A 476-nucleotide genomic window follows, 5' to 3' on the forward strand; every position below is an offset into this window, starting at 1 on the left:
TTATTGTAGCGCCCATCCCCGCGGTTGTGGTGGGTGTATTGATGCAGTTATCACCGATACAAATGGGCGTGATGTTTATTATGGTGACATCGCCTGTTGCTGCTGCCAGTTATGTGATTGCTCGCAGCATTGGCGGCAATGAGATATTAGCGGCCAATATTTTAGGATTTACCACCGTGTTTTCTATGTTCAGTCTAGCCATCGGCATCGCATTATAGCGCCATTTTGGCCTGGCATAGTACAAAATTGGCTGGGAGTAGATTATTCAAAATAGATTATTCAAAATAGTGTAGCCATTTTAGCGCAACTTCATCAACGTTATCGATAATGTCGGACTTTGGCAACCATTCACGGCTAGCGGTGACCCGAATCGCATTGGTTTGATTGATATCATATTGACTACCAATACTAAGTGTGGGCTGCCTATAGCTTTCATTATCGATGTCGCCAATTATCCAAAATGGCAGTGTTAATTC

General features: G+C 43.3%; 1 protein-coding gene and 1 pseudogene. One reads left to right on the forward strand and one right to left on the reverse strand.

Features of this window, described 5'->3' with window-relative positions:
- A pseudogene (locus J1781_RS00445) lies at window positions 1–218 on the forward strand (AEC family transporter); the annotation flags it as partial.
- A 57-nt stretch (window positions 219–275) separates the two neighbouring features.
- Here the strand turns inward: J1781_RS00445 and J1781_RS00450 are convergent.
- The coding region (locus J1781_RS00450; protein WP_217233029.1) for a hypothetical protein at window positions 276–476 on the reverse strand (201 nt) is incomplete at its 5' end.

The sequence above is a fragment of the Rahnella perminowiae genome (genome assembly GCF_019049695.1).
In the GTDB taxonomy this organism is placed as follows: domain Bacteria; phylum Pseudomonadota; class Gammaproteobacteria; order Enterobacterales; family Enterobacteriaceae; genus Rahnella; species Rahnella perminowiae.